A 21,340-nucleotide genomic window follows, 5' to 3' on the forward strand; every position below is an offset into this window, starting at 1 on the left:
TGCTCGGGGCCTTCGCCCTTGTCACCGCCTTCGCCGCCCCCGCCTCCGCGATCGGCATCGACCTCGGTGGCGGCCTCACCTTCTGACCCTCGCCGGGTCCGGCCGTCGCATCGAGCAAGGCACGCGCGGCCGGCCGCGCGCGAGCACAGCCCGGCCGAGGAGGCGCACCCGCAGCACGGGGTGCGCCTCCTCGGCCGTTCTCGGCTCGTCGGCTCCTCAGCTCCGCGGCGGCAGCGGCGGGCGGCGGCGGTCGGGGACGTCGCCGTACCCGGGCGGGGTCGCGGCGGGCTGCTGCGTCAGCAGCTCCAGCGCCACCCACACCGCGTCGTCGAGCTGCGCGTGCCGGCCCTCCGCCCAGTCGAGCGGGGTGCGCAGCGCCTCGATGTCCGGCTCCACGCCGTGGTTCTCCACGGACCAGCCGTAGGTGTCGAACCAGGCCGCGTTCATCGGCACGGTGATGACGGTGCCGTCGCCGAGCCGGTGCCTGCCGGTCATGCCGACCACCCCGCCCCAGGTGCGCTGGCCGACGACCGGGCCCAGTTTCAGCAGCCGGAAGGCGGCCGTGATCATGTCGCCGTCGGACGAGGTGGCCTCGTCGGCGACCGCGACGACCGGGCCGCGCGGGGCGTTGGAGGCGTAACTGACCGCCTGGGCGTTGCGTGTCAGGTCCCAGCCGAGGATGCGCCGGGTCAGTTTCTCCACGACGAGTTCGCTGATGTGGCCGCCCGCGTTGCCCCGTACGTCCACGATCAGCGCGGGCCGGGACACCTCCAGCCGCAGATCGCGGTTGAACTGGGCCCAGCCCGAGCCGCCCATGTCGGGGATGTGCAGATAGCCGCACTTGCCGCCGCTCAACTCCCGTACGACGGCACGGCGGTTGGCCACCCAGTCCTGGTAGCGCAGCGGCCGTTCGTCGACGAGCGGCACGACCGCCACCCGGCGGGCGTTGCCGTGCCGGGTGCCGCCGTCGGCCGGCGACAGGTCCCCGGCGGGGCGGAACGTCAGCTCGACGGTGGTGCCTCCGGCGGCGGACAGCAGCGGGTACGGCCCGGCCACCGGGTCGACGGGCCTGCCGTCGACATGGGTGAGGACGGCGCCCTCGCGGATGCCCGTACCGGCGAGCGGGGAACGGGCCTTGGAGTCCGACGACTCGCCCGGCAGGATGCGCTTCACCAGCCATTCGCCGTCCCGGCACACCAGGTTGGCGCCGAGCAGGCCCATGGCGCGCTGGTAGTGCGGTGGCCCCTCGTTGCGGCGGGCGGGGGTGACGTACGCGTGCGAGGTGCCCAGCTCGCCCAGTGCCTCGCGCAGCAGATCGGCGAACTCGTCGGGGGACGCGACGCGTTCGACCAGCGGGCGGTACTGGGCGAGCACCGCGTCCCAGTCGATGCCGCACATGTCCGGTTCCCAGAAGTACGCGCGGATGATGCGGCCCGCCTCCGCGTACGCCTGGCGCCACTCGGCCGCCGGGTCGGCCTCGTGCAGGATGCGGCGCAGGTCGAGGTGGACGGTCGAGTCGCCGTCGCCGGACTCGGTGGCGGGCACGGCGCGCAGCTCGTCGTCGTCCACGACCACGAGCCGGGTGCCGTCCCGGCTGACGGCGAACCAGTCGAGGTGGTCGACCAGTTCGCTTCTGCGGGCCTTGGTGAGGTCGAAGTGTTCGAGGGTCGGGCGGCCGGAGGTGTCGGCGGGGTTGGCGAACGTCTCGCCGAGCGCGCCCGAGATCGGCCAGCGCAGCCAGACCAGCCCGCCGCCGCTGACGGGCCGCAGGGCCGAGTACTTGGACGCGGAGACGGGGAACGGCGTGACGCGGCTCTCCAGCCCCTCGACCTCGACGGTGACCGTGCCGTCCGGGACGGCGGCGGCCGTGCCGTCGGACGAGACGACCACCGTCAGCGGGTCGAGGCCCCCGGCGGCCGGGCGGCCGTCCGGCAGGAGCGCGAACGGTGAGGGCGTCGCCGACGACAGTGGGACGAGATAGGGGCGGCAGCCCAGCGGGAAGGAGAGGTCCCCGGTGTGCACGTCGTACACGGGATCGAATCCGCGCCAGGAAAGAAAGGCGAGATATCGGCCGTCGCGGGTGAAGACGGGATTCTCGTCCTCGAAGCGGCCGTTGGTGACGTCCACGATCGTCCGGTCGGCGATCCGGGCCATCTTGATCTGGCGCAGCGAGCGGCCGACGCCGGGGTGGGACCAGGCGATCCAGGCGCCGTCGGGGGAGAACGCGAGGTCGGTGACGGGGCCGTTGACGGAGCGGATCAGCTCGGTGAGGTCGTCGGTGATGTCTTCGGGGACCACGTCCGGGACCGCGTCGGGGACGACGCCCTCGGTGCCGGCCTCCGTGCTGACTTCGGGCCCGGTGCCGGTGTCCGTACCCGCCCCGGTCTCCGGGGCGGCGTCGGGGGGAACGGGGGAAGGGACGGGAGCGGCGCCCGGGAGGTTGTCCGACGACTCGTCAGGAACCGTCAGTATCAGCAGCCTTCCGTCGTGCGTGCTCAGCGCCAGCCGCTCCCCGTCCGGGTCGGCGATCAGCTCGTGGACCCGCCCCAGCCGTCCGGAGGCCAGCCGTACCGGCGGCAGATCTCCGCTCGCACGCGGCAGATGCGCGATCTCGATCGCGTCGTCGCCGTCCGCGTCGGTGACATAGGCGACCCGGCCGCCGCTGCCCAGCATCTCGGGCAGCCGCACCCGTACCCCCGGAGTGTCCGCGATGGTGCGGGCCGGCCCGTCGCGGTGGGTGAGCCAGTACAGGCTGCCCCGTACGGAGACGGCACTGGCCCGCCCCGTGGTGTCCACGGAGACCGCGTTGACGTGGTGGGCCGCCGGGACCTGGTACGAACGCCGCCCGGTGCGCGGGCCCCCGAGCCGTACCGGCAGCCTGCGCGGCACCGCGTCCGGCACCAGCGACTCCACCAGCCACAGGTCCCCCGCGCACTGGTAGACGACCCGGTGCCCGTCGGACGAGGCGTGGCGGGCGTAGAACGCGTCGTGGTCGGTGTGCCGGCGCAGGTCGGTGCCGTCGGGCAGCGTCGAGTACAGATTGCCGACGCCCTCGTGGTCGGAGAGGAACGCGATGCGCCCGGCGACGAACATCGGGCAGTCCAGATGGCCGGGCAGATCGGCCAGCAGCCGTTCGCCGTGCAGCCACAGCCGGCCCATGGCGCCGCCCCGGTACCGCTTCCAGGCGGCCGGTTCGTGCGGCGGCTTTCCGGTGAGGAGCAGGCTGCGCCGCTCGCCCGCGACGTCGCCGATCGCGATGTCGGCGACGGGGCCCCAGGGGAGCTTCCCGCCGGGGGAGCCGTCGGTGGGGACGCTGTAGGCCCAGGAGTAGTACGAGAACGGCTGGCCGTGCGAGGAGACGGCGAGGATCTGCGAGGTGCCGTCCTCGCCCGGCGGCGCCCAGCCGCAGACCCGGGCGTCGGTCGACCCCCAGTAGGTCAGGCGCCGGGCCGGCCCGCCGTCCACCGGTGCCAGATGGATCTCCGGATCGAGGCTGCGCCAGCTCGTGTAGGCGATCCGCGTGCCGTCGGGCGAGAAGCGCGGGTGCCCCACTCTGGTGCGGTCGACGGTCACCCGCCAGGCGCGGTCGGGGCGGTGCTCGGCCGTCGGGAGGGGCGCGACCCAGAGGTCGTCCTCGGCGACGAAGCACAGCAAGTCGTCGTGCAGGTGCGGATGGCGGAGATACGCGACGTCGTCACTCACCCCCCAATGCTTTCCGTGCGGGAGGGGCGCGGCAACTTCTGGGACGAGCCGGGTTGGCCGGATGTGTTCGCAAGGACAGGGGTGTGGTCGAGCCCACAAACGAAACGTTGCCGTTTCGATGGCGACCGGGCTATCTTCGTACTGTACGAAACCGTTTCGTTCGACTCATCGAGTCCGTTCGGCTCATCGATTCCTCGACGGGAGGTCGACCGTGGCAGCACGCAGCAGGCTCACGCCGGAGCGCGAGAGCGAGCTGTACGAAGCCGTGCTCGACCTGCTGCGCGAGGTCGGCTACGACGCCCTCACCATGGACGCCGTCGCCGGTCGCACCCGTTCCAGCAAGGCCACGCTCTACCGCCAGTGGGGAAGCAAGCCGGAGCTGGTCGTACGGGCCCTGCGTCACAGCAAACCCGCCGAGGCCGACCGGATCGACACCGGCTCGCTGCGCGGGGACCTCCACGCCATGGTGTCCCTCGCCGACGACTGTCAGATGGAACGGGACTCCGCGCTGATGCGGGGCCTGGCCCATGCCGTACACACCCATCCCGATCTCCTCCTGGCGCTGCGCGAACTGCTCGTCGAGTCCGAGATCAACGGGCTCGGCGCGTTCCTGCGCCGGGCCGCGGAACGGGGCGAGATCAGCGCGGACCATCCCGCGGTGGCGTTCGTCCCCCACATGCTGGTCGGCGCGTTCGTCGCCCGGCAGCTCATCGAGGACCGGCCGGTCGACCAGGCGTTCCTCCATGAGTACCTCGACGCCGTGATCCTCCCCGCCCTCGGCGTCTGACCCCTCCCCGCAGCACCCCGCCGGACCTCCCCGGGCCGCTCGCCCAACTCCGGGGTTCCCCCGCAGTACCCAGTACCTGACGCGTGTCGCTCTCGCGCCGTCGGTCGGCTCCCCATGCCCTGATCCACCCCCAGACCGGGAGTACGCCTCATGGCCACGTTCCTCTACCGGCTCGGACGGTTCGCCTTCCGACGCCGAAATCTCGTCGCTCTCGTATGGGTGGCGCTGCTGGCCCTGGCCGGTGTCGGCGCCGCGTCCGCGTCCACCGCGACATCCAGTTCCTTCTCCATCCCGGGTACGGAGGCGCAGAAAGCCTTCGACCTGCTCGAAGAGCGCTTCCCCGGCGGCAGCGCCGACGGGGCCACGGCCCGTGTCGTCCTCAAGGCACCGGCCGGCGAGAAGATGACCTCGGCCGCCAACAGGGCCGAGGTGGAGAAGATCGTCGACGAGCTGCCGGCCGGCTCCGACCAGATCGCGCGCGTCACCGACCCGTACACGGCGAAGGCCGTCTCGGCGGACGGTTCGACGGCCTACGTCTCCGTCACCTACGAGGTCGGCGGGATGGAGCTGACCGAGGAGAGCCGCACGGCCCTGGAGGAGACCGGGGCCGGGGCGCGGGAGACGGGACTGACGGTCGAGATCGGCGGGGACGCGCTCCAGGCCGTACCGGAGACCGGCGCCACCGAGATCATCGGCGTCTCCGTCGCCGCCGTCGTCCTCGTCATCACCTTCGGCTCGCTCATCGCGGCCGGACTGCCGCTGCTCACCGCGCTCATCGGCGTCGGGATCGGTGTCTCCACCATCACCGCGCTGGCCGCAGTACTGGACCTCGGCTCCACCACCAGCATCCTCGCGATGATGATCGGCCTCGCGGTCGGCATCGACTACGCCCTGTTCATCGTCTCCCGCTACCGGGCGGAGCTGACCGAGGGGCGGGAACCCGAGGAGGCCGCCGGGCGGGCGGCCGGGACGGCGGGATCCGCCGTCGTCTTCGCGGGGCTCACCGTCGTCATCGCGCTCGTCGGGCTCTCCGTCGTCAACATCCCGATGCTCACCAAGATGGGCGTCGCCGCAGCCGGTACGGTCGTGATCGCCGTCCTGGTCGCGCTCACCCTCGTCCCGGCCGTGCTGGGCTTCGCGGGCAGGCGCGTCCAGGGCAGGAAGGTACGTGAGCGGCACGACCGGGAACGGGCGGCATCGGCGGACGGGAAGGTCGCCGAGGGCAAGCCCAACATGGGCACCCGCTGGGCCCGTTTCGTACTGCGCAGGCCCGTCGCCGTCCTCCTCGCGGGAGTCGTCGGCCTCGGAGTCGTCGCCGTCCCCGCGACGTCACTGGAGATGGGGCTGCCCGACGACGGTTCGCAGCCCACGAGCACCACGCAGCGCAAGGCGTACGACCTGCTCTCCGACGGCTTCGGTCCCGGCTTCAACGGCCCGCTGGTGGTCGTGGTCGACGGCCGGGGCGACGACAACGCCAGGCAGACCGCCGGTCAAGTCACCGACACGGTGAAGGAGTTGAAGGGTGTCGCGGCCGTCACCCCCGCCACGTACAACAAGGCGGGCGACACCGCGACGATCACGGTCGTCCCCAAGGACCGCCCCTCTTCGGTGGAGACGGAGAACCTGGTCCACGCCATCCGCGACGCGGGCGGCGAGATCACCGGAGACAGCGAGGCGAGGGTCCTGGTCACCGGCGCCACCGCGATGAACACCGACTTCTCCGAGAAGATGAACGACGCGCTGCTGCCGTATCTCGCGCTCGTCGTGGGCCTGGCGTTCCTGCTGCTGATGCTGGTCTTCCGGTCGGTCCTGGTACCGCTGAAGGCGGCCCTCGGTTTCCTGCTCTCGGTTGTCGCCGCGCTCGGCGCCGTGGTCGCGGTCTTCCAGTGGGGCTGGCTCTCGGGCCTGTTCGGCGTCGAACAGACCGGACCGGTCATGTCGATGATGCCGATCTTCATGGTGGGTGTGGTCTTCGGGCTCGCCATGGACTACGAGGTCTTCCTGGTCACGCGGATGCGTGAGGCGTACGTCCACGGGGAGCGGCCCGGCCAGGCGATCGTCACCGGTTTCCGGCACGGGGCGCGGGTCGTCACCGCCGCAGCCGTGATCATGATGGCGGTCTTCGCGGGCTTCATCGGCTCCGGCGAGTCGATGATCAAGATGATCGGTTTCTCGCTGGCCGTCGCGGTCTTCTTCGACGCGTTCGTGGTCCGCATGGCGATCGTGCCGGCGGTGCTGGCCCTGCTCGGCCACCGGGCGTGGTGGCTGCCGGGCTGGCTGGACCGGCTGCTGCCGAACGTGGACGTGGAGGGCGATCGGCTGCGAAGGACGCTGGAGAAGGAGCGGACGGGGACCGACCCCGACTCCGGCCCCGGGCAGGAGAAGGAGCTGGTCGGGGTGTGAGGGACGGGGCGGCCGAACCCGGGTCCGCCGTCCGGCTCGGGCCGGATCGGTGAGGCGCCCGCCCCACGTCGGCGGCCGATGTCACGTCGGTGCCGTGGGCCGCCGTGGACCGCGGGCCGGAGCAGGGGGGCACGGCGGAGGCCGTGCCCCCCTGCTCCGCCGAGGACGCGGCGCGGCGTGGTGCCGGGGCACGCGAGCCCGGCGGGATCCAGACGACAGGACCTAGCCGCCGCGCGGGCCCGCCGAACCCGTGCCGCGGCCGGCGGTCGGATCCGGGGCCGGGGCCCGGTCCCCGTCCGCCTCGCGGACGGTCTCGCGGTCCGTCGCACGACGCGGGTCCCGGTCGGACGCGGGGTGCAGCAGCCGGTCGAGGCCGCGCTTCGCGCGCAGCGGGTAGCGCTCCTCGCCGACCGGCACCGTCTCGTACGTCATCCGCAGGAAGCGGCGCAGCGGCGCGGTGTCGAACTGGGTCAGCGCCACGCCCTCCGGGCTGTGGAATTCGAGCATCGTCTGGGCCCGGCCGCAGGGCCAGACGCGTACGTCGCCGTCGCCCGAGGGGGTTCGGAGGCCCGCTTCGAGGAGTTCGCGGGCGAAGGTCCACACCACCTCGCCGCTGTCCCGCGAGACCTCGGCGGGGAAGACGACGCGTACGGCGAGGGGGTCGGCGCTGTCGTAGCGGAGGGTGACCGAGAGGCACGCGTGGTCGGGAGCGTCGGTGATCACACGGACCTTGGCGGGCTGCTCGACGACGGCTGGCATCGCTTCGCTCCTCTGGGGCGTTCTCGGCGCTGTGCGTTGAGCTTTACGCACAATATACCTTTTATCCTCTATGTCGTGCCGAAGGTCCCGGACCCCGGGCCGAAGGTCCCGCGCCTCCCGCCCCCACGCTTTTCGCGCCGTTCGACGTCCGTACACCGATTCGCATGGCCCCCGCTCTTGCAACTCGTTCGCAACAGAGGACTATTTATCCGAACGGTTCGCCTCGGCCGTTCCCCGCGTCGGCCGGAATCGGAGCCCACCCATGCATGTCCCCGACGGAATGATCAACCTTCCGGTGTCGGCCGCCGCCGGCGTCGTCGCCGCAGGAGCGGTGGCCGTCAGCCTGCGCGGCGCCCGCCGCGAACTGGGCTCCGGACCGCTCGCCGAGGGCCACGGCGCCGAGCGCACCGCGCCCCTCGCGGGCCTCGTCGCCGCCTTCGTCTTCGCCGTGCAGATGCTGAACTTCCCGGTCGCGGCGGGCACCAGCGGCCATCTGCTCGGCGGCGCGCTCGCGGCGATCCTCGTCGGCCCCGCCACCGGGGTCCTGTGCATCGCCGTCGTCCTGCTGATGCAGGGCATCCTCTTCGCCGACGGCGGGCTCACCGCGCTCGGCGTCAACATCACGGTCATGGGCCTCGTGACGGTCGTCGTCTCGTACGCCGTCTTCCGCGGCCTGCTCCGGGTCCTGCCCCGCCGGCGGCCCTCGGTGACCGCCTCGGCGTTCGTCGCCGCCCTGGTGTCCGTGCCGGCCTCCGCCGCCGCCTTCACCCTGCTCTACGCCATCGGCGGCACCACGGACATCCCGATCGGCAAGGTGCTCACGGCGATGGTCGGCGTGCACGTCCTCATCGGTCTCGGCGAGGCGGCGATCACCGCCCTGACGGTCGGCGCGGTCATCGCCGTACGGCCCGACCTGGTGTACGGGGCCCGCGGCCTCGCCGCGCCGCTCAAGCTGCGGGTCGACGGGCAACTGATCGACGCCCCCGCTCCCGCCGCCCCGGCGCCCGCCCCCGCCCGCTCCCCGCGCGGCATCCTCGCCGCCGGTCTCGGCACGGCCCTCCTCCTCGCCGGCGTCGTCTCCTTCTACGCCTCCGCCAGCCCCGACGGCCTGGAAAAGGTCGCCGCCGACAAGGGCTTCGACCGGAAGGTCGAGGAGCACGCCGCCGCCGACTCTCCCCTCGCCGACTACGGAGTCGGCGACATCGCCGACTCCCGCCTCTCCGGCGGCCTCGCGGGCGTCATCGGCGTCGGCGCCACGGTCGTCGTCGGCAGCGGGATCTTCTACGCGGTCCACCGCCGCCGCACGGAGGGCGACGGGGCGTCCCCGTCGGCAGCCACCCCCGGGCGGGCCTGACATGGGCGCGGGCCACGCCCACAAGCTCTACCGGCACGGCCACTCCCCGGTCCACGCGCTGCCGCCGCACTGCAAGCTCGCCGCCGTCCTGTGCTTCGTGCTCGTCGTCGTCGCCACGCCGCGCGAGGCGGTGTGGGCCTTCGGCCTGTACGCGGCACTGCTCGCCGGGGTCGCGGCGCTGGCCCGCGTCCCGGCGGGCTTCCTGCTGCGCCGGATGCTGATCGAGGTGCCGTTCGTGGCCTTCGCCGTACTGATGCCGTTCGTGGTCCCCGGCGACCAGGTCCGGGTCCTCGGCCTCCAGCTGAGCGAGCCGGGCCTCTGGGGCGCCTGGAACGTGCTGGCCAAGGGCACCCTGGGCGTGGCCGCCTCCGTACTCCTCGCCTCCACCACCGAACTGCGCGCCCTGCTGCTGGGCCTGCAACGGCTGGGGCTCCCGCCGATGCTCGTCCAGATCGCGTCCTTCATGATCCGCTACGGCGACGTGATCACCGACGAGCTGCGCCGGATGTCGATCGCCCGCCGCTCGCGCGGCTTCGAGGCACGCGGCGTACGGCACTGGGGTGTGCTCGGCAAATCCGCCGGGGCCCTGTTCATCCGCTCCTACGAGCGCGGCGAGCGGGTCCATCTGGCGATGATGAGCCGCGGCTACACCGGCACGATGCCCGTCATCGACGAGATCACGGCCTCCCGCGCGCAGTGGACGTCCGCCGCGGCACTCCCGCTCTCGGCGCTCGCGGTCTGTCTGCTTGGCTGGGCCCTATGAGCACGCCGTTCCCCGAGCAGTCCCCGCAGCCGACACCCGTGCCGCCGTCCCTGGAGGTGCGCGGGCTCGCCTACGCGTACCCCGACGGCCACCAGGCCCTATTCGGCGTCGACCTCACCGTCGGGCGCGGCGAGCGCGTCGCCCTGCTCGGCCCCAACGGCGCGGGCAAGACCACACTCGTCCTGCACCTCAACGGCATCCACACGGCGGGCGCCGGGTCCGTCACCGTCGCCGGACTGCCCGTCGCCAGGCAGCACCTCGCCGAGATCCGCCGCCGCGTCGGCATCGTCTTCCAGGACCCCGACGACCAGCTGTTCATGCCCACGGTGCGCGAGGACGTGGCCTTCGGCCCCGCCACCTCCGGGCTGCGCGGCGCGGAGCTGGAGGCCCGGGTGGTCACCGCGCTCACCCGCGTCGGCATGGCGGAGTACGCCGACCGGCCCCCGCACCATCTCTCCTTCGGCCAGCGCCGCCGGGTCGCCGTCGCGACGGTGCTGGCGATGGAGCCGGAGATCCTCGTCCTGGACGAGCCCTCGTCCAACCTCGATCCGGCCTCGCGCCGCGAACTCGCCGACATCCTGCGGGCGTTGGACGTCACGGTGCTGATGGTCACCCACGACCTGCCGTACGCGCTCGAACTGTGCCCGCGCGCCGTGATCCTCAGCGAGGGCGTCATCGCCGCCGACGGGCCGACCCGCGAACTGCTCGCCGACGCCGCGCTGATGGGCGCGCACCGCCTGGAGCTGCCGTTCGGCTTCGACCCCGGCTTCGACCCGGGGCGCGGCCCCGGTCGCGGCCCGGGGCCCGGCTCCGGTTACGGCCCCGGGTCGGTCGCGTCACGCTGAACCCCGGTGGCACCGCCCTACCCGCGAACCGTGCACCATGGAGACATGAGCGGGATGGGGAGCGGGAGCGGGATGATCGACGTCGCTGATGTCCAGGGCACGGTGGCCGACGGCTTCGAACCTGTCAGGGCCGCGTTCGTACGGAACTTCCAGGAACGCGGCGAACGCGGCGCCGCCGTCGCCGTCTACCGTGACGGCCACAAGGTCGTCGACCTGTGGGCCGGCACCCGCGACGTGGACGGCACCGAGCCGTGGGCCGTCGACACCGCGCAGGTCGTCCGCTCCGCGACGAAGGGTGTCGCCGCCGCCGTACCGCTGCTGCTGCACCAGCGCGGGCGCATCGACCTGGACGCCCCGGTCGGCACGTACTGGCCGGAGTTCAAGACGGCGGGCAAGGAACGGGTCCTCGTACGGCACGTGTTGTCGCACCGCGCGGGCGTCCCCGTGCTCGACCGGCCGCTCACCCCCGCCGAGGCCCTCGACGGCGAGTCGGGCGCCCGCGCGCTGGCCGCGCAGCGCCCCGCGTGGGAACCGGGCACCGACCACGGCTACCACGCCCACACCTACGGCTGGCTGGTCGCCGAACTCGTCAAACGGGTCACCGGGCGCTCCGTCGGCCGGTGGATCGCCGACGAGATCGCCCGCCCGCTCGGCCTGGACTTCTGGATCGGGCTGCCCGCCGAGGAGGCGCACCGGGTGGGCCGGATCGGGAAGATCGAGGAACCCGCAGGAACCGGCGGCGAGTTGCGGCTGCGCGCGAAACGGTCGGTCTCGGAGGCGTACCGGGACCCCGACTCGCTCACCCGGCGGGCGTTCGGTGTGATCGACCCGCTGCCCGACGAGAACAGCCCCGAGTACCGGGCCGCCGAGATGCCCGCGAGCGGCGGGATCTCCACCGCGCGGGCCCTGGCGCGCTGCTACGCGGCCATGATCGGCCCGGTCGACGGCCCCGGCCACGGCTACCGGGGCGGCGACCGGCTGTTCGCCCCGGCGACGCTGACGCTCGCCCGCACCGAGGAGTCGGCCGGCCCCGACCGGGTGCTCGTGGTCGGCACCCGCTTCGGCCCCGGCTTCATGCTGCACGGCTCGGGCGCCCCGATGCTGGGCCCCGGCTCGTTCGGCCACCCGGGGCGCGGCGGCTCGCTCGGCTTCGCCGACCCCGAGTCGGGCATCGCCTTCGGCTACGTCACCAACGGCATGCGCAAGGGCGTCACGGCCGATCCGCGCGCCCAGGCCCTGGTGCGCGCGGTCCGGTCGGCGACATGATCACCGCATGACGGAATCGGAAGCCGGAGCGGAAACGGAAGCGGGAGCACGAACAGGAGCGGAAGCGGGCGCGCGAACAGGAACGGGACCGCGATTCGAGAACCACGGCGTGCTGATCACCGGAGCCGGGCGCGGCATCGGCGAGGCGATCGCCCGGCGGCTGGCCGCCGAGGGCGCGCGGGTCCTGGTCACCGACGTGGACGGGGCGCGCGCGGAACGGGCGGCCGGGGCGATCGACGGGGCGGAGCCGTACGTGTGCGACGTCGGCGACCGCGCGTCGGTCGAGGCGGCCGTGGCGTACGCCGCCGAACGGTTCGGCTCGCTCGACGTCCTCGTCAACAACGCGTACTCCTGCTCCCCGGACGCCCCGCGCTTCGAGGACGAACCGGACGAGCACTGGGCCCGCGACCTCGATCTCACCCTCACCGGCGCCTTCCGCTGCGCGCGGGCGGCCCTGCCGCACCTGACCGCCACCGGGCGCGGCGCGATCGTCAACATCGGCTCCGTCAACGGTGAGCAGGACTTCGGCAACCACGCGTACAGCGCCGCCAAGGCGGGCCTCGCGAGCCTCACGCGCACACTGGCCGGGCACGCGGCGCCGCGCGGGGTACGGGTCAACCTCGTCGCCCCCGGCACGATCCACACCGACGCCTGGCAGGGCCGCGAGGCCAACCTGGAACGCGCGGCACCGCACTACCCGGCGGGCCGGGTGGGCCGGCCGGACGACGTCGCCTCGGCGGTGGCGTTCCTGGCGTCGGCCGACGCGGGCTGGATCACGGGCGTGACCCTGCCGGTGGACGGCGGCATCCTGACGGCGAACCTGGGGCTGCGGGCCGCTCTCGCGGAGCCGCCTCTCCCGCCGGAGCGATGAGTTTCGGCCGCCTGCGGGGTCGTACGTGTGTCACCCGCGACTGCGGCTGACCGTGCTCCGATCGCAAGGACGGCTCCACCATGGTCACCACCCACACGCTCGACGTTCCCGGCGCGCACCTGTACTACGAGGTACGGGGTTCCGGCCCCTTCCTGGTGCTGACCGGCGCGCCCATGAGCGCCGTGCATTTCGCGCCGCTGGCCGAGGCGCTCGCCGAGTCGTACACCGTCGTCACGCACGACCCCAGAGGCATCTCCGCCAGCACCCTGGACGACCCCGAGCAGGACTCCACCCCCGACCTGCGCGCCGACGACATCGCCGCGATCCTGGACGACCTCGGCGCGGAGTCGGCCGACGTCCTCGGCAGCAGCGGCGGCGCGGTGACCGGCCTCGCGCTGGTCACCCGGCACCCGGCGCGGGTACGGACCCTGGTCGCGCACGAGCCCCCGGTCCTGGAGGTGCTGCCGGACGCGGCCGAGCGGCGGGCGGAGACGGACGACATCGTCGAGACGTTCCACCGGGAGGGGCCGGGCCCGGCGTTCATGAAGTTCATGGCGATCTCGGGCATGACGGACGCCGAGGAGGGCGCCCCCGCCGGGCCGCCGGAGGAGCCCTCGGAACAGGACATGGCGGACGGCGCCCGCTTCCTCGCCCACGAACTGCGCGGCACGACGCGCTACGTCCCCGACACCGCCGCCCTGACGGCCGCCCCGTCCCGCGTCGTGATCGGCATCGGCGCGACCTCGGGCCCGCTCCTCACCTTCCGTACGTCCACGGAACTGGCCGCCCGGCTCGACGTCACCCCGACCGAATTCCCGGGCGGCCACGGCGGTTTCGTGGAGGCGCCGGGGGAGTTCGCGGAGGTGCTGCGGAAGGTGCTGGCGGGGTCGTAGGGCTGCGCCCGAGCGTCGTGGGCCGGGGCGGGGGGAGTGCCCGGCCATGCGGGTGGCGCGGTCACTCCCCGCGCGCCGGCGTCTCCCTCATGACGCCCTCGATCGGCACGCCGACTGCGGGATTCGCGACGCGTTCGTCGACGATCCGATTGATCTCGCGTTCTTCCCACGCGTGGACTTCTGTGGGCACGGGCTGCGTCATGCACCCAGACGTACCAAACGGGCTCATGTCTACACCACTGGGAGCACGCCGGGCCGTGACGCTGGCGCGGCGGTGCGGTGCGGTACGGGCGGCGGTACGGGGCGGCGGGGCGGCGCGGTACGGGCCGCTTCCTGTACGCGCGCCACCCCGGCGGAGCGGAGGTCGAATACGTGGAGTGGGTACCGGAGTTGGTGGCGCGGATCGTACGCCCGTAGCCACCGGGCCCATCCCGGCCGGCCGTTCAGGTGCGGACCGACTCCGACTCGAAGCGTTGGCGCGACGCCTCGATCAGACCGAGATGCCGACGCGTCCACTCGCACAGACCGTCGATCGTCGCGCGCAGGGCCTGACCCGGCTGGGTGAGGGTGTACTCGACCCGTGGCGGTACGACGGGGTGCACGGTCCGTTCGACCAGGCCGTTGCGTTCCAGCATGCGCAGATTCTGGGTGAGCATCTTGTGGCTGATGCCCTCGACCTCGTTCCGCAACTCGCCGAAACGCAGGGTGCCCTCCCCCAGGGCCTCGATGATCAGGAGCGCCCACTTGTTGGCGACGTCCGAGAAGATCTCCCGCGCCAGCGAGTCCGCCCGCCTCAGGTCCGCGTCGTCGGGCGAGCCACTGACCTGCTTGGTCACCATCAGGTTCTCCAGTCACCGAAAAGTGCGTTCTTCCACGTCAGAGGAAACTCTCTTACGGTTCCCGAGTAACCACAAGAGAGCAAGGAAAGGCAGCAGCATGCCCATCGCCCTGACGAACCCCACCGGACTGCCCGAGATCGACGTCTACCGCCAGGTCTCGGTCGCGACCGGATCGAAGCTGGTCTTCGTCGCCGGGCAGGTGGCCTGGGACGCCGACGGGGTCACCGTCGGCGCCGGCGACCTCACGGCCCAGGTCGAGCGGTGCTACCTCAACGTCGGCACCGCACTGGCCGGCGTCGGAGCGACCTTCGACGACGTGGCGAAGCTGACCGTCTACGTGGTCGACTGGACCCCCGACAAGATGCCCCTGTTCCTGGAGGGGGCGGCTCGGGCGTTCGCGAAGCTCGGAGTCACCCCCGTACCGCCCGTCTCCCTGCTGGGACTCGCCGCGCTGGACGTGCCCGAGCACCTGGTCGAGATCGAGGCCACGGCCGTCCTCGCCTGAGCGCGCCCACCGAGCCCACGCGCGGAACGCCCGACCCTGCGGAGCGCCCGACCACGCGGGTGGTTGGGCGCTCGTGGTCACCGTGCGCCGAACACGTCACCGTATGGGCCGCCCGCCATCCGTGACAGCTCCTTCAAGCCTCCTCGATGAACCGAGCAGACAGTGAAAGGCTCCGGGGGGCGAATGCCCCTCACCGCAAAAGCCTGCTCAAACCGCGCAAACCTCACAGGTCAGTAGGCGGCTCAGCCGATTCTCTGACCGATGGTGGAGGTGGCGATGAGTTCGCCCGGCCCGGAGAGTCCCACCACTGTTGTCGCCCCATCACAGGAGGAACGCGTGGCTCAGCTATTGAGAGTCCAGAACTTCAACATCTCGAGTGACGGCATCGGTGCCGGCGAGGACCAGACCCTCGAGAGGCCGTTCGGTCATGTCGACCCCGGGAGGCTGTTCGCCTGGGCCGGTGCCACGGCGAGCTGGCCCATGCGCACCGACCCCGGGGGGAGCCGGGGCCTGGACGACTACCTCACGCGGGACTACGCGCGCAACATCGGCGCCGAGATCATGGGCCGCAACAAGTTCGGGCCCCAGCGCGGGCCCTGGCAGGACCATGAGTGGCAGGGCTGGTGGGGTGACGAGCCCCCGTTCCGCACCCCGGTGTTCGTCCTGACCCACTACGAGCGCCCTTCGATCACGCTCTCCGACACCACGTTCCACTTCGTCGACGGTGACCCCGCCACGGTCCTCGAACAGGCCCGGGAGGCGGCACAGGGCAAAGACGTCCGACTCGGCGGCGGGGCGACCACCATCCGGCAGTTTCTCGACGCGGACCTGGTCGACACCATGCACGTGGCGGTCTCGCCGCTGGAGCTCGGATCCGGAGTACGGCTCTGGGAGTCCCCCGACGAGCTGCTCGACCGGTTCCACCTCGAAGTCGTTCCCAGCCCGAGCGGAGTGAGGCACCACCTGTTCTGGCGCAAGTGACCGGCCCTCAGGGCCAGCTCCGGGCACCGGACACGCTGCGCACGTGGCGGCCCTGAATTCGTCAACAGCCTGACATACGTGGTGTATTGGGCGAGAATTCGCCCATGCGGGGATGGAAGAGAACAGCACTCGTCGTCGGCTCGGGCGCCTTGATCCTGGCGATGGTCGTGGTCTGGACGGTGGTGGATCTCGGAACGGCGGACGGTGTGGCCAGCGTCGTCGGGGCATCGGCCGGCGTGGTCGGTATCGGGTACGCCCTCATCAGTGGCGGAGCACCTCAGCAGCCCGGCACCTATGAGACCACCCGGACCGGCAGGAACACCGTACGGAACGGCGGCCAGTCCAACACCGGCATCAAGCACACCGGTTCGGGCGGCCCCGTCCGGGCGACCGCCACGGACACCGGGGACGTCGAGGCGGACGGTGACGGCAGCGGGGCGAACAGCGGCATCCAGCTCGACTGACGAGCATCCGGTCGTGGACCGGCGCGCGTGCGTCACCCCCTGGGTGCGAGCGGCGGGAGCGGACCCACCACGGGTCGCGCCGTCAGGCACCGCCGGCTGCGCGGTGCGTGTTCGCTTTCCGGGTCCGGGTGACACTGGTCCCGTGATTGTCGAACGCGCGTATGCCTCTCTCTCCTCGTACGACGGGGAAAGCTGGCCCTGGTCGGTGCCCTGTGTCCGACAGCTGCTCGACGAGGGGCTGCGGTTCACCGCACCGGTGACCTTTCTGGTCGGTGAGAACGGCTCGGGGAAGTCGACCCTGGTCGAGGCGCTGGCAGAGGGGTTCGGCCTGGACTCCTACGGGGGCTCCCACGACTGGCGCTACGCTTCCCCGCGCGGCAGGTCGACCCTCGGCGAGCGTATGAAATTCGACGCCGTCCCGGGGCGCGGGAGCCGTATGGTCTCCAACTGGTCGGCCCGCAAGGGCTTCTTCCTGCGTGCCGAGACCGCGCTGGACGCCCTGGGGAGAGAGGGGTTCTCACCGGACCATGTCAGCCACGGTGAGGGCTTTCTCGCGGCGTTCCGCGGGAAGTTCCTGCACCCCGGGCTCTATGTTCTCGACGAGCCGGAAGCAGCGCTCTCCTTCTCCTCGTGCCTCGAACTGATCGGGCACGTCGACCGGTTGGCAAAGGAGGGCGGCCAGGTCATCTGTGCCACGCACTCCCCGTTGCTGACCGCGCTGCCGGGTGCGGACATCATCGAGGTCGGTGAGCACGGTATGCGGAGGGTCGCCTGGCGGGAGCTCGGCGTCGTGGATCACTGGCGCCGCTACCTCGCCGACCCGCACGCCTATCTGCGGCACATCGTCGAACCGTAGGCGGGCCGCTCGGGAAGCGCTCCGGGCCGGCCCGCGTTCCCCGTCACACGCCCGGCGCCGGCATCCCGCCCTGGAGGCGTTCGAGGTCCGACCGGCGGACCTGGATCACGAACAGGGCGATCACCACCGAGACCGCCGCGAACACCGCCGCCACGATGAACGCCTGGGACACGCCCGACGTCAGGACCTGGTCGGTGAAGTGTTTCGGCAGGGTGCCGGTCTTCTGGAACGTCGCCTTCTGGGCCGGGGTCGCGTGTGCCAGGAAGTCGCGGACCTGGGTCTTCGACTCGTCCCTGCTGGCCGTGCCGAAGACCGTCACCAGGATCGACAGCCCCAGCGAACCGCCCACCTGCTGCGTCGCGTTGAGGATGCCGGACGCCGCGCCCGTGTCGTCCGCCTCGACGCCCGAGACCGCCATCAGGGTCAGTGACACGAACTGGAAGCCCATGCCGAGGCCGAACACCATGATCGGCCCGAGCAGACTGCCCACATAGGTGCTCTGCGCGTCCGTCAGGGTCAGCCACGCGAGGCCCGCGGCGGCCAGGACCGAGCCGACGACCATGAACGGTTTCGGGCCCCAGCGGGGCAGGAACTGCGACGCGAGGCCCGAGCCGATCGCGATGACCACACTCACCGGGAGGAAGGCGAGACCGGCCCGGAGCGGGCTGAAGTTCAGGACCTCCTGCACGAACAGCGTCAGGAAGAAGAACATCCCGAACAGCGCGGCGGACAGGCTCAGCATCATCCCGTACACGCCCGCCCGGTTGCGGTCGCGGAACATCCACAGCGGGGTGATCGGCTGTCGCGAACGGCGCTCGATGACGACGAACAGCACCAGCAGCACCACGGCCGCCGCGAACGACCCGAGCGTCAGTACGTTCGTCCAGCCCTCCTCGGAGGCCCGGATGAACCCGTACACCAGCGCGATCATGCCCACCGTCGCGGTGAGCGCGCCGACGATGTCGAAGTGGCCGGGGCGCGGCACGGACTCCTTGATGAAGCGGGGGGTGAGGAAGATGATCAGCAGGCCGATCGGCACGTTGACGAAGAAGATCCACCGCCAGTCGAGCCACTCCACCAGAATGCCGCCGAGCAGCAGCCCGATCGCGCTGCCGCCCGCCGAGACCGCGGCGAACACCCCGAACGCCCGGTTGCGGGCGGGCCCTTCGCGGAACGTCGTGGTGATCAGCGACAGCGCCGTCGGCGACGCGATCGCGCCGCCGACGCCCTGGACGGCGCGGGCGGCCAGCAGTTGCCAGGCGTCCTGCGCCAGACCGCCGAGCAGAGACGCGAAGGCGAACAGCGCCACACCGAACATGAAGACCCGGCGCCGTCCCAGGATGTCGCCGAGCCGCCCGCCGAGGAGCAGCAGACCGCCGAAGGTCAGGGTGTACGCGTTGACGACCCACGACAGGTTCTGGGTCGAGAAGCCGAGCGCGCGCTGGATGTGGGGGAGCGCGATGTTCACGATGGTGATGTCGAGCACCACCATCAACTGGCACGACGCGATGACGGCCAGCGCGATGCCGTTGCCGCCGCCGTCCTTCTCGGGGGCGTCGGCGGCTTTCGCGCTGTTCGGCGGTGGGGACGCGGAATCAGTCATGTGGGGGGTGGTGGAACGGGGTGGTGCGCGCCCTCGGACAGGGAGCGTCGTCGTTCACCGGATCCGACTCTAAGTGGGGCGAACCGGGCGCGCGACTTGGCGTCGGGGACGGGTGGACCGACGGACGCGCTGGTCAGCGGGGGGTTTCCGGGCCGGTCGCGGGGGTGGGGCGCGGGCCCGGCTTCCGGCTCGGGCCCGATTGCTCGTGCGGGCCCGGTTGCTCGCGCGGGTCAGGCTCCCGGCGTGGGCCCTGTTCCTGGTTCGGGCCCGGAGCCCGGGGCCGGGTCGGTGAGTGTGGCACGGGCGCGCGCGCTCTCGGCCGCGGCGTGTGCGGCGAGCGCGCGGTCCACGAGGGCCGGGGCGGAGCCCGTGTAGCCGGCCGGGTCGGTCAGGACGCGCATACGCGCGTCCCCGATCAGCTCCGCGACCGCCGGGTCCGTCTCCGTGAGCGCCTGGGCGAGCGGGATGCCCGCGCCGGAGGCGAGCCGGGCGGCGGCGCCGACCACGTGCCTCGCGCGCTCCGCGCCGACGGCGGGGGCCAGGGCCGCCGTGAGCCGTTCACTGGCGAGCAGCCCGTGGGTGAGGCCGAGGTTGGCCCGCATCCGGTCGGGGAAGACACGCAGGCCGTGGGCGAGTTCGGCGGCGTCCCGGGCGGCTCCGCCGGTCAGCCGCAGCAGCGCGCGCAGCGGCTGCCACTCGGCGTGCCAGGGGCCGGCGGGGCGCTCGTCCTCGGCGACGAGCGCTCCGAGGAGTACGGAGGCGAGCGCGGGCGCCTGCCGGGCGGCGGCGGCGATCAGGGTGGCCCGTACGGGGTCACGGCGGTGCGGCGGCCCGGACGCGCCGGGGCCGCGCGCCTCGGCGACCTCGCCGATCTCGGTCCGGGACAGGACGAGTACGTCGGCGGCCAGCTTCCCGAGCGTGCCCGCCGTGAGGGCGAGCGCCGAACCGAGGTCGGCGACGGGGGTACGGAGGGTGTGCCACGGCAGGGTCGGTTCGGCGAGGCGCAGCTGGGCGGCGTACGCGGCGAGGAGACGTACCCCCGTGTCGGGATGGCCGCCGGGGTGGGCGCCGACGTCGGGTGCCTCCGGCGGCGCGGGCCGGGCGGCCTGATGTCGTACGTCGGGTCGGTCCTTCCCCGCTGTCCGGTCGTCGGCGTCCGCCGAGGCGCTGGGCTCCACGCCCGCCAGGTCGTAGAGCGGTTCGGCCGGGGCGGGGGAACCCGGTTCCCCGTCCGGCTCGGTGTCCGCTCCGGCCTCTGCCCTGGCTTCCGCCTCGGCTTCCGCCCTGTCTTCCGCTCCGCTCTCGGGGACGGCCGCCGGGGCGGCGGCCTCGGGGTGGGCCCCGGAGTCCGTCCCGGCGTGCGCCTCGGGGTCCGGGCCGGCATCCGGGTCGATCCTCGGGTCCTTCCCGGCGACGGGCGGGCGGTCGGGCAGCGGCTCGGGAGGCGTGTCCAGGGTGCTGTCCAGCGCGCCCGTCAGGTCGTACACCGGCTCGCCGGACGCGGCGCTCGACGTACGCCCCGGCGTCCCGGTCACCGTCTCGTCCGGCCGCGCGAAAGCCGCCAACGTGCCCGCAACACCGCCCAGTTGGACCGGCAGCCGGACGGCGGCCAGCCGGGTGCGGGCGTCCCGTACCGCCGACAGCCAGCCCGCCGCCTTCAGCCCGAACGTCGTCGGCGCCACGTGCTGCGTCAGCGCGCGCCCCGCCATAGGAGTGGTGCGGTGGGCGGTGGCCAGGGCGGCGAGCGCGTCCGCCGTACGGTCCAGATCCGCCAGGATCAGGGGCACCGTACGGGCGGCGACCAGCATCATCGCCGTGTCCACGATGTCCTGGCCGCTCGCGCCCCGGTGCACGTACCGCCCGGCGTCCGTGCCCCCGCCCACACCCACGCCCGCGCTCTCGCCCGTGCGGGCCTCCGCGTCGTCCACCGCCGCCGTCAGATCCGCCACCAGCGGGGTCACCGGGTCGCCCCCGGCGCGCGCCGCCCGCAGCGCCAGGTCCCGTACGTCGACCCCCTCGGCCCCTTCCAGCAGCGCGGCCGCCGTGATCGCGTCGGACGCCGCCAGGGGAGTGAGCCCCACCGCCGCCTGCGCGCGGGACAGCGCCGCCTCGGCGTCGAGCATCGCCCGCAGGAAGGCGTCGTCGCCGGTCGCCGCCTCGGCGCCGGAACCCGCCCGGCCGGGCGAAAGCAGCCCCACGTCGGCCGAGTGCGCGGGCGCGGGAGCGGTGCCGATTCCGGTTCCGGAGGTGGTGCGGGCGGCGGTTCCGGTGGGGTCAGCGGAAGACAAGGAGAACCGTCCCCTCGGTCGAAGCGGCGGGAAGGGCCGAAACGTACGGCAGGGGTGCCCCGAGCCGTCGTCCCCAGGGTCTCCCGCAGAGCCATGACCTGCGAGGCGAGCGAGCCCGGACACCCGGGGACCTCTGGGGACTTTTAGGGCGTCTTCACAGG

At 72.7% G+C, this 21,340-nt stretch carries 16 protein-coding genes and 4 pseudogenes; 13 read left to right on the top strand and 7 right to left on the bottom strand.

Annotated features, from left to right (window positions below):
• Positions 1-216 precede the first annotated feature (216 nt).
• Positions 217-3,702, bottom strand: a complete 3,486-nt coding sequence (locus tag OG875_RS18435) for a S41 family peptidase (RefSeq protein WP_330175323.1) — start codon at positions 3,700-3,702, stop codon at positions 217-219.
• Between the two features lie 211 nt (positions 3,703-3,913).
• On the opposite strand from OG875_RS18435, the gene OG875_RS18440 reads away from it, so the two are divergent.
• Both OG875_RS18440 and OG875_RS18445 read left to right on the top strand, forming a co-directional pair.
• Entirely contained in the window at positions 3,914-4,489 is a 576-nt protein-coding gene (locus OG875_RS18440) for a TetR/AcrR family transcriptional regulator (RefSeq protein ID WP_330175324.1), read from the top strand.
• A gap of 150 nt (positions 4,490-4,639) precedes the next feature.
• Positions 4,640-6,892, top strand: coding sequence for an MMPL family transporter (locus tag OG875_RS18445; protein ID WP_330175325.1), 2,253 nt, complete (start codon positions 4,640-4,642; stop codon positions 6,890-6,892).
• A 222-nt stretch (positions 6,893-7,114) separates the two neighbouring features.
• Here the strand turns inward: OG875_RS18445 and OG875_RS18450 are convergent, their stop codons facing one another.
• Positions 7,115-7,651, bottom strand: coding sequence for an SsgA family sporulation/cell division regulator (locus tag OG875_RS18450; RefSeq protein ID WP_330175326.1), 537 nt, complete (start codon positions 7,649-7,651; stop codon positions 7,115-7,117).
• 262 nt (positions 7,652-7,913) lie between these two features.
• On the opposite strand from OG875_RS18450, the gene OG875_RS18455 reads away from it, so the two are divergent.
• The 6 genes from OG875_RS18455 to OG875_RS18480 all read left to right on the top strand — a co-directional run bounded on the left by OG875_RS18455 (position 7,914) and on the right by OG875_RS18480 (position 13,643).
• Positions 7,914-9,005 (top strand): energy-coupling factor ABC transporter permease, encoded by a 1,092-nt coding sequence (locus OG875_RS18455; RefSeq protein ID WP_330175327.1) that lies wholly within the window; start codon positions 7,914-7,916, stop codon positions 9,003-9,005.
• A gap of 1 nt (position 9,006) precedes the next feature.
• Positions 9,007-9,768, top strand: coding sequence for a cobalt ECF transporter T component CbiQ (gene cbiQ, locus OG875_RS18460; RefSeq protein ID WP_330175328.1), 762 nt, complete (start codon positions 9,007-9,009; stop codon positions 9,766-9,768).
• Positions 9,765-10,613, top strand: a complete 849-nt coding sequence (locus OG875_RS18465) for an energy-coupling factor ABC transporter ATP-binding protein (RefSeq protein ID WP_330175329.1) — start codon at positions 9,765-9,767, stop codon at positions 10,611-10,613. The genes cbiQ and OG875_RS18465 overlap by 4 nt, the downstream gene beginning before the upstream one ends.
• A gap of 45 nt (positions 10,614-10,658) precedes the next feature.
• Positions 10,659-11,879: a serine hydrolase domain-containing protein gene (locus OG875_RS18470; protein ID WP_330175330.1), complete on the top strand. Its 1,221-nt coding sequence runs from the start codon at positions 10,659-10,661 to the stop codon at positions 11,877-11,879.
• Positions 11,880-11,988: 109 nt separating this feature from the next.
• Positions 11,989-12,750, top strand: a complete 762-nt coding sequence (locus tag OG875_RS18475; protein ID WP_330175331.1) for an SDR family NAD(P)-dependent oxidoreductase — start codon at positions 11,989-11,991, stop codon at positions 12,748-12,750.
• An 80-nt stretch (positions 12,751-12,830) separates the two neighbouring features.
• Positions 12,831-13,643, top strand: a complete 813-nt coding sequence (locus OG875_RS18480; RefSeq protein ID WP_330175332.1) for an alpha/beta fold hydrolase — start codon at positions 12,831-12,833, stop codon at positions 13,641-13,643.
• Positions 13,644-13,704: 61 nt separating this feature from the next.
• Here OG875_RS18480 and OG875_RS18485 read toward each other — a convergent pair.
• Positions 13,705-13,812 (bottom strand): annotated as a pseudogene (locus tag OG875_RS18485) (type II toxin-antitoxin system prevent-host-death family antitoxin); the annotation flags it as partial.
• A gap of 152 nt (positions 13,813-13,964) precedes the next feature.
• Between OG875_RS18485 and OG875_RS18490 the strand changes: the two are divergent.
• Positions 13,965-14,060, top strand: a pseudogene (locus tag OG875_RS18490) (VOC family protein); the annotation flags it as partial.
• 26 nt (positions 14,061-14,086) lie between these two features.
• On the opposite strand, the gene OG875_RS18495 reads toward OG875_RS18490, so the two are convergent.
• Positions 14,087-14,482 (bottom strand): winged helix-turn-helix transcriptional regulator, encoded by a 396-nt coding sequence (locus OG875_RS18495; protein WP_330175333.1) that lies wholly within the window; start codon positions 14,480-14,482, stop codon positions 14,087-14,089.
• Positions 14,483-14,579: 97 nt separating this feature from the next.
• On the opposite strand from OG875_RS18495, the gene OG875_RS18500 reads away from it, so the two are divergent.
• The 4 genes from OG875_RS18500 (at position 14,580) to OG875_RS18515 (ending at position 17,288) form a co-directional block, all read left to right on the top strand.
• A complete protein-coding gene (locus OG875_RS18500) occupies positions 14,580-14,987 on the top strand; it encodes a RidA family protein (protein ID WP_330175334.1) in 408 nt (135 codons plus the stop codon).
• Positions 14,988-15,323: 336 nt separating this feature from the next.
• Positions 15,324-15,968, top strand: a complete 645-nt coding sequence (locus OG875_RS18505) for a dihydrofolate reductase family protein (RefSeq protein ID WP_330175335.1) — start codon at positions 15,324-15,326, stop codon at positions 15,966-15,968.
• A gap of 104 nt (positions 15,969-16,072) precedes the next feature.
• Complete coding sequence (locus tag OG875_RS18510) at positions 16,073-16,432, top strand: hypothetical protein (protein WP_330175336.1); 360 nt, start codon at positions 16,073-16,075, stop codon at positions 16,430-16,432.
• Between the two features lie 142 nt (positions 16,433-16,574).
• A complete protein-coding gene (locus OG875_RS18515; RefSeq protein WP_330175337.1) occupies positions 16,575-17,288 on the top strand; it encodes an AAA family ATPase in 714 nt (237 codons plus the stop codon).
• A 43-nt stretch (positions 17,289-17,331) separates the two neighbouring features.
• Here OG875_RS18515 and OG875_RS18520 read toward each other — a convergent pair whose 3' ends face one another.
• The 3 genes and pseudogenes from OG875_RS18520 to OG875_RS31020 all read right to left on the bottom strand — a co-directional run.
• Positions 17,332-18,891, bottom strand: coding sequence for an MFS transporter (locus tag OG875_RS18520; protein WP_330175338.1), 1,560 nt, complete (start codon positions 18,889-18,891; stop codon positions 17,332-17,334).
• 230 nt (positions 18,892-19,121) lie between these two features.
• Positions 19,122-19,928, bottom strand: a pseudogene (locus OG875_RS31015) (3-carboxy-cis,cis-muconate cycloisomerase); the annotation flags it as partial.
• Positions 19,929-20,444: 516 nt separating this feature from the next.
• Positions 20,445-21,014 (bottom strand): annotated as a pseudogene (locus tag OG875_RS31020) (lyase family protein); the annotation flags it as partial.
• Positions 21,015-21,340 lie beyond the last annotated feature (326 nt).

The organism is Streptomyces sp. NBC_01498, assembly GCF_036327775.1.
Taxonomy (GTDB): domain Bacteria; phylum Actinomycetota; class Actinomycetes; order Streptomycetales; family Streptomycetaceae; genus Streptomyces.